At 65.1% G+C, this 6,801-nt stretch carries 5 protein-coding genes and 1 pseudogene; 2 read left to right on the forward strand and 4 right to left on the reverse strand.

Going from position 1 to position 6,801, the window contains the following annotated elements; all coding sequences use genetic code 11:
• Window positions 1-55: 55 nt before the first annotated feature.
• The gene (locus tag RT582_RS15765; protein ID WP_046618861.1) at window positions 56-1,066 is read right to left on the reverse strand and encodes a zinc-dependent alcohol dehydrogenase family protein; all 1,011 of its coding nucleotides are present in this window, start codon (window positions 1,064-1,066) and stop codon (window positions 56-58) included.
• A gap of 239 nt (window positions 1,067-1,305) precedes the next feature.
• On the opposite strand from RT582_RS15765, the gene RT582_RS15770 reads away from it, so the two are divergent.
• Window positions 1,306-2,805 (forward strand): phosphate ABC transporter substrate-binding protein, encoded by a 1,500-nt coding sequence (locus RT582_RS15770; protein WP_313478388.1) that lies wholly within the window; start codon window positions 1,306-1,308, stop codon window positions 2,803-2,805.
• Between the two features lie 18 nt (window positions 2,806-2,823).
• Here RT582_RS15770 and RT582_RS15775 read toward each other — a convergent pair whose 3' ends face one another.
• Entirely contained in the window at window positions 2,824-4,140 is a 1,317-nt protein-coding gene (locus tag RT582_RS15775) for an NTP/NDP exchange transporter (protein WP_313478392.1), read from the reverse strand.
• A gap of 63 nt (window positions 4,141-4,203) precedes the next feature.
• Entirely contained in the window at window positions 4,204-5,250 is a 1,047-nt protein-coding gene (locus tag RT582_RS15780; RefSeq protein ID WP_313478395.1) for an SDR family oxidoreductase, read from the reverse strand.
• A 148-nt stretch (window positions 5,251-5,398) separates the two neighbouring features.
• On the opposite strand from RT582_RS15780, the gene RT582_RS15785 reads away from it, so the two are divergent.
• The gene (locus RT582_RS15785) at window positions 5,399-6,304 is read left to right on the forward strand and encodes a LysR family transcriptional regulator (RefSeq protein WP_313478398.1); all 906 of its coding nucleotides are present in this window, start codon (window positions 5,399-5,401) and stop codon (window positions 6,302-6,304) included.
• 52 nt (window positions 6,305-6,356) lie between these two features.
• On the opposite strand, the pseudogene RT582_RS15790 reads toward RT582_RS15785, so the two are convergent.
• Window positions 6,357-6,801: pseudogene (locus RT582_RS15790) on the reverse strand (hypothetical protein); the annotation flags it as partial.

Consider the following 6,801-nt stretch of genomic DNA (forward strand, 5'->3'; position numbering starts at 1 on the left):
CATCGTCGGCAGCGTGGCCGCGCATTCTAAACGCAGCCGCCGCCGACGCCAGGCTTCAGATATCCAGGCAGATCTTGCCGAAGTGCTGGTTGGTTTCCTGGTAGCGGAACGCCTCGACGATATCGTCCACGGCGAAGTGCTTGTCGATCACCGGGCGGATGCCGTTGGCATCGATGGCGCGGATCATCTCTTGCTGCTGCGCGCGGCTGCCCACCAGCACGCCCTGCAGACGCAGCTGGCGCACCAGCGCCGGTACCAGCGGCAGCTCGCCGGCAACCCCGGTGAGGATGCCGATCACCGAGATATGCCCGCCAATGCGCGCCGCCACCATCGACTGCTCCAGCGTTGCAGGCCCGCCGACTTCGATCACATGGTCGACGCCGCGGCCGTCGGTCATCTTGCGCACCGTCTCGCCCCAGGCCGGCGTGCTGCGGTAGTTGATCAGGTGATCGGCGCCCATCTCGCGCAGGCGCTCCAGCTTGGCATCGCTGGACGAGGTGGCGATGACCGTGGCGCCGGCCATCTTGGCGAACTGCAGGGCAAAGATGGAAACGCCGCCGGTGCCTTGGATCAGCACGCTGTCGCCGGGTTTGAGCTTGCCGTCGGCCATCAGCGCGCGCCAGGCAGTGAGGCCGGCGGTGGTCAGGGTAGACGCCTCGGCATGGCTGTAGCCCTTGGGTGCATGGGTGAACGAGGTGGCGCGCGCGGTGACCATTTCCCGTGCATAACCATCGACGCCATCGCCCGGCACCGTGGCGAAACCCTCGATCAGCGGCTCACCGGCCAGCCAGTCGGGGAAGAAGGTGCTGACCACCGCATCGCCAACGGCGAATTCAGTCACGCCCGACCCCACCGCCACCACTTCACCGGCACCATCGGCCATGGGAATGCGCGGCTCGCTGGGGCCCCACATGCCGCTGACCACCGCGAAGTCGTGGTAGTTGAGCGAGTTGGCGCGCAGGCGCACGGTGATCTCGCCGGCCTCCGGTCTGGGGGCCTCGCTGGTGCCAACGATGACCCGGTCATAACCGCCGCCGGGCTGTACGAATATGGCTTTGTGGCTCATTGGAATTCTCCTCTGCTAACGGGATGACCTGCATGGGAACGGTCGGCAGCCGCATCGTTCGACCTGCCGAAGCCTGCTGCGCATCGCTTCTCGAATGCGCGACAGCATAGCCAATCCGCCATCGACATGGCGGCCGCGAACTTACCTCCTTCGCCATCGTCGAAAGCGCGTTCGCCAATTGTCCACGGCTCGCCCGCAGGCAGCCGCACGAAACTGCCCAGCGCATCCGGAACAACTTCATGCCCCATCGCCCTGATCAACCGACGATCCTGCACAGCACCCTCGCCGCCGCACTCCTGCTCGCCCTGGCCACGCCCAGCCTGGCGGCCGAAACAGAGGCGCAGCTGGCCGCCCGCGACGCCGAGAACAAGCGCCTGACCGCCGAGCTCCTGGCCAAGCCGAACGAGCTGACCCAGCCGCTGGAAAGCAAGTACAACCACATCATCACCTACGGCCAGTCGCTCGCCTCCGCCGCCGAAGGCTGGCCTGCGCTCTCGGTGGCACCGCGCTACGACAACCTCATGCTCGGCCAGTCGCCACGCTCGGCTGCGTTCAGCGGCGCGGCGTTCAAACCGGTGGGCGAAGCGGCCTTCACGCCGTTGCGCGCCGTGGTTCAGCAGAAGAGCAACGCCGCCGTGGTGCTCGATGCAGAAAAGGTCGGCAAGCTCGCGCCGCAGGCGCAGGAAGAAGGCGAATCGGTGGAAGTCGGCGCGCTGAACATGGCACGCCGGCTCTATCTGCATCACCTCGGCCGCGACACCGATCCGGATCACCTGTTCGTCGCCAGCAACGCCTCGACGTCGGGCCGCTCCATTGCCCAGCTCTCGAAAACCGGCGGCACCAACGAATACCTGCGCGTGACCCAGGCGGTCGATCAGGCCAAGGCGCTGGCCGATGCGCAACAGGCCAGTTACAGCATCAGCGCGTTCTTCTGGTTGCAGGGCGAGTACGACTATTCCCACACCAACGGCGGCAAGAACGATCAGGCGTACTACAAGGCCAAACTGCGCCAGCTGCGCGACGACCTCTACGCCGACACCGCCAAGGCCATCGCCGGGCAGGAAAAGATGCCGGCCTTCTTCAGCTACCAGACCGACGCCAAATCCTCGGTCAAGGACGGTTCGCTCGCGGTCGGCATGGCGCAATGGGAACTGGCCCGGGAAGAACCCGGCTGGTACCTGGTCGGCCCGGTCTACCCCTACACCGACAAGGGCGTGCACCTGTCGGCGAACGGCTATCGCTGGTTCGGCCAAATGCTCGGCAAGGTCTACCATCGCGTCGTCATCGAGCGTAAGGACTGGACCCCGCTCGCACCGCGCCAGGCCACGGCCAACGGCCGCGACGTATTGATCGACTACCACGTGCCGCACCCGCCACTGGCGTTCGACCAGCCGTACCTCGGCCACCAGGCCCGCGACGTGAAGAACAAGGGTTTCGTGCTGCGTGACGACAACGGCGAAGTGCCCATCGAAGCCGTCGACATCGTCGCCGACACCGTCGTGCGCCTGCGCGCCGGTCGCGATCTCAGCGGTCAGCCACGCATCAGCTACGCCAGCCACCAGGTCGGCGGCGCTGGCCAGCTGCGCGACAGCGACCCGATGCGCGCCGACGCCACCTACGAATACCTGCCCGACCTCATGCCTGCCGAAGCCAACATCAAGGCACTGGTGCACCAGCCCTACCCACTGCACAACTGGAGCATCGCCTTCGATATCGCCGCGCAGGGTGGTGAACGCTGAGTCGAAGCAAGGTGGAATTCATCGGCAAGCGACCTCTGCCATCGCCGGTACTTCCACTCGCCTGTCCGCCTGCTTGCCGAGCTGCCAGCCGAGGTAGCCCCAGAGCAGCGCGCAGAGTGCGCCGGCCACGGCTACCAGGCCGGCGCCCTGACCGAACATGTCCAGTGCCGTCTTCCCCCAGCCGCTGACGGCATCGCCGGCGCGGTAGACAACCGTGTCGATGACGCTCTTCGCCTTGTACTTGCTCTCCGCATCCAGCGGCGCGAAGAGCATTTCCCGTCCGGGCCGGACGAACGCGTACTCGCCGATGCGGCGCACGATCATCAGCGCGGCGAGCACGGCGAAACTGGGCATCAGCGCCAGGCCAATAAAGCCGACGCAGACCAGCAGCGGCACGATGGCCAGCAGCACGCGCACGCCAAGCTTCTGCGCCAGGCGCCCGGTGATGAACAGTTGCGACAGCAGCGCGCCCGCCTGGACGACCACGTCGATGGTGCCGAACACGCGAACCTGGGCGGCCCGGTCAGGGAACAGCTCGGCCACCAGGCGCGCCTGCTCGAAATAGAGGAAAGTGGTCACGGTGGCCAGCAGCACCACGAAGCCGGCGATGCCGAGCAGATAAGGCGACTGCAGCACCCGCGTCATCCCGCTGAACGGGTTGCCTGGCACCGGCTTGCGCGTGCTTTCCGCCGGGGCCGCGCCGTGGCGCCCTGCTCCACCGATCTCGCGCCAGCGCATCAGTGAGAACTTCAGCGCCAGCGCCGCGCCCAGCAACAAGGCGGCGAGCAGCATCAACCCCGACTCGCCCAGGCTGCCGATCAGCAACGCACTGAGCGCCGGCCCGACCAGCCCGCCGACGCTCGCGCCGGCGGCGATAAAGGCGAACAGCCGCTTGGCCTGGGCGCTATCGAACACATCCGCCATCAGGCTCCAGGCCACGGACACGACAAACAGGTTGTAGACCGATATCCACACGTAAAACACCCGCGCCAGCCAGGGGTTTTCGCCCTGCAGCATAAACAGCACGGAGAACAGCAGCAGGTTCAGGCAGAAGAAGCCGTACACCCAGTCGACGAAATGTAGCCGCGGTACGCGCGAGCTGAGCCAGGCGAACAACGGAACGGCCACCAGCATGACGACGAAGGTCGCGGTAAACAGCCATTGCAGGTTCTCCACCCCCGCCGCGATGCCCATCGACTCGCGGATCGGGCGCAGCATGAAGTAGCCGGCGAACAGGCAGAAAAACAGTAGGAAACCACTCAGCGCCGGGCGCAGCTCGTGTTCCTCGGCATTGATCGCGGTGCTCAGGCGATGCACAACGGATGGCGTGCTCATGGGCGCGCTCCTGAAAAAGGAAGAGAGGTAACAGGGCGCGAGCGCAAAGCCGCGCCCGAGGGTTCAGGGATAGCGCGCGCCGGTCAGGCGTTCCGACAGCTGCCACAGTTCGGCGGCATCGGCCTGGTTCGCGGCGGCCTCGGGAACCCTGGCAAAGCCCAGCGGGCCGCGTTTCTCCTCCTCGCCGGTCGGCCCGTAATAGGCGCCGCCGACCGCTACCGGCGCGGTCGCCGCATACAAGGTCGGCAGAGCACCCTGGGCGGCGGAGTGGTAGTTGTCGCGGTCCTTGGCCCAGTTGGCGGCGAACTCACTGTCCAGCCCTGGGCCGCGCTCGACCAGTTCGGTGACCGCGACTCCAGGGTGCGCGGCAATGCTGCGAATGCCCCAGCCGGCAGTATCGCTGTAACGCTGCAGCTCCATCGCCCACATCAGCACCGCCAGCTTGGATTGCGCGTAGGTGGCGTAGGGGTTGTAGTCCTGCTCGGCCTGCAGGTCCGCGAAGTTCAGGCGACCTCGACCCGCCGCAATGCTGGACAGGCTGACCACCCGGACATCGTCGCTTTCCAGCAGCAGCGGCATCAGCAACGCGGTCAGAGCGAACGGCCCGAGGTAGTTGGTCGCCAGCTGCAGCTCATGGCCGTCAGCGGAAGTGCCCCGCTCAGGAGGCGCCATGATTGCCGCGTTGTTGATCAGCACGTCCAGGCGCGGCAAGCGTTCCTGAAGGCGCTCAGCGAGGCCGCGCACCGAGGCCAGGTTGGCCAGATCCACTGCCTCGAACTGCACGCGGGCATCCGGCACCTGTTCGCGTATCCGCTCGATCGTCTCCTGCCCGCGCTCGGCATTGCGCGCAGCGATGATCACCTCCGCGCCAGCGCGCGACAGCGCAAGTGCATCCTCGTAACCCATACCGCTGGTGCCGCCGGTGACCAGCACGATGCGGCCGGTCTGAGCCGGCATGTCGGCCAGGCTCCAATCGGGTTTTGGCGATGGCCGGTTGGCGGCTTCGACGGCCAGTGACCCAGCCAGCACCACCCCGGCGATCAGCGTTCTGGCCAGCTTCATCAATGGCCGGGCATGGCCGCCCGGCTCGGTTGCGTTTCTCTGCGCCATGATCGTTTCCTCGTCGTCGTGAATGGCCTGCCTCAGGCGGAGGCGGCCGACGGACGAAGTATCAGCGTACGAGCACAGGCTGATAATCCAGGCAAACATGGACGGGCTGTTCGCCCAATCGTACAGTCGACGAATTCAAGGAGGCTCCATGCGTCAACCCAACCTGAGTGATGTCGCGCTGTTTGCCGCCGTGGTCGAAGCCGGAGGGTTTCGCGCCGCGGCTCAGAAACGCGGCATGTCGGCGTCTTCGCTGAGCGATTGCATACGCCGCCTGGAAAGCGATCTGGGCCTGCGCCTGCTCAACCGCACCACCCGCAGCATCACCCCGACCAGTGCAGGCGAACGCCTGCTGGAACGCCTGCGACCGGCGCTCGAAGAAATCAGCGCCGCGTTCAATGATCTGGACGATGACTCCCACAGGCCGGTCGGCACCCTCAAGCTCAACGTGCCGGTGCCGGTGGCTCGCTTCCTGTTGCCGGACCTGTTGAGCCGCTTCCTCAAGCTCTACCCGGCGGTGAACGTCGAAGTGGTGATGGAGAACACCTTCATCGACGTCATCGCGGCGGGCTACGACGCCGGGGTGCGCTACGAGGAAAGCCTCGCCAAGGACATGATCGCCATCCCCATCGGCCCGCGCCGGCAACGCTTCGTCGCCGCCGCCGCGCCCAGCTACCTCGCCGCCCATGGCACACCGCGGCACCCGTCCGAGCTGACCGAGCACCAGCTGCTCGGCCATCGTTTCGAGAGCGGCAAGGTGGGTGTTTTCGAGTTCGAGAAGGACGGCCGAACCCTGCGCATACCGCCACAAGGCCAGCTCGTCACCTCCTCCCACGACCTGAAGACCAGCGCGGCGATCAACGGCCTGGGCATCATCTACACCTTCGAGGACTTCATCCGCGAGCCGCTCGCCGACGGCCGCCTGACGCCCATCCTCGAAGACTGGTGGCAGTCATTCGACGGCCCCTATCTCTACTACCACGGCCGCCGCCACATGCCCTCGCCGCTCAGGGCTTTCGTCGATTTCCTCAAGGCCGAGGGGCAAGAGCGGGCCTGACTCAGCGCAGGTCAGGGCTTGGGCAGATAGCCCGGAAGCGCCTCCAGCCGCTTCATTCCAGCGCAGCTCTTTCATGAACGTGCAAAGGAATAATCTCATCGACACTTGCCACAGTTTTAATATCTGGAGCAGCTGCGCGCGTCGCTGCAGACGGGCTGACTAAATAACTTTTATTCGCCATTCGCAACATCGCGAGATCATTGAAGGCATCACCTACTGCCAACACATAACGCCCTTCAGAAAGCGCCTGGGCCACATGGTCTTCCTTACCGGCGCGCTTATAAAAACTGCAATCCGTCACAAAGCCAAAACGATCCACATTCAGGCGATGACACATAGCTGTCGGCCCGCCTAACAAGTCGAAGAGCGGATTTGCCAACTCGAGAAAGCAGTCAGAAATAATGTTTATCTCGTACTCATTAAAAGAAAGCTCATCAAGAAACTGGGCGGTTGCAGACGCTGAGTGCAACACGGTTATTGAATTGAAGCTGGAGCAT

The sequence above is a fragment of the Stutzerimonas kunmingensis genome, from assembly GCF_032106285.1.
Classification (GTDB): domain Bacteria; phylum Pseudomonadota; class Gammaproteobacteria; order Pseudomonadales; family Pseudomonadaceae; genus Stutzerimonas; species Stutzerimonas kunmingensis_B.

Excerpts from the sequence above, each read along its gene's own strand:
- RT582_RS15765 (WP_046618861.1), bottom strand. The coding sequence starts at position 1,066 with ATGAGCCACAAAGCCATATTCGTACAGCCCGGCGGCGGTTATGACCGG.
- RT582_RS15770 (WP_313478388.1), top strand. The coding sequence starts at position 1,306 with ATGCCCCATCGCCCTGATCAACCGACGATCCTGCACAGCACCCTCGCC.
- RT582_RS15775 (WP_313478392.1), bottom strand. The coding sequence starts at position 4,140 with ATGAGCACGCCATCCGTTGTGCATCGCCTGAGCACCGCGATCAATGCC.
- RT582_RS15780 (WP_313478395.1), bottom strand. The coding sequence starts at position 5,250 with ATGGCGCAGAGAAACGCAACCGAGCCGGGCGGCCATGCCCGGCCATTG.
- RT582_RS15785 (WP_313478398.1), top strand. The coding sequence starts at position 5,399 with ATGCGTCAACCCAACCTGAGTGATGTCGCGCTGTTTGCCGCCGTGGTC.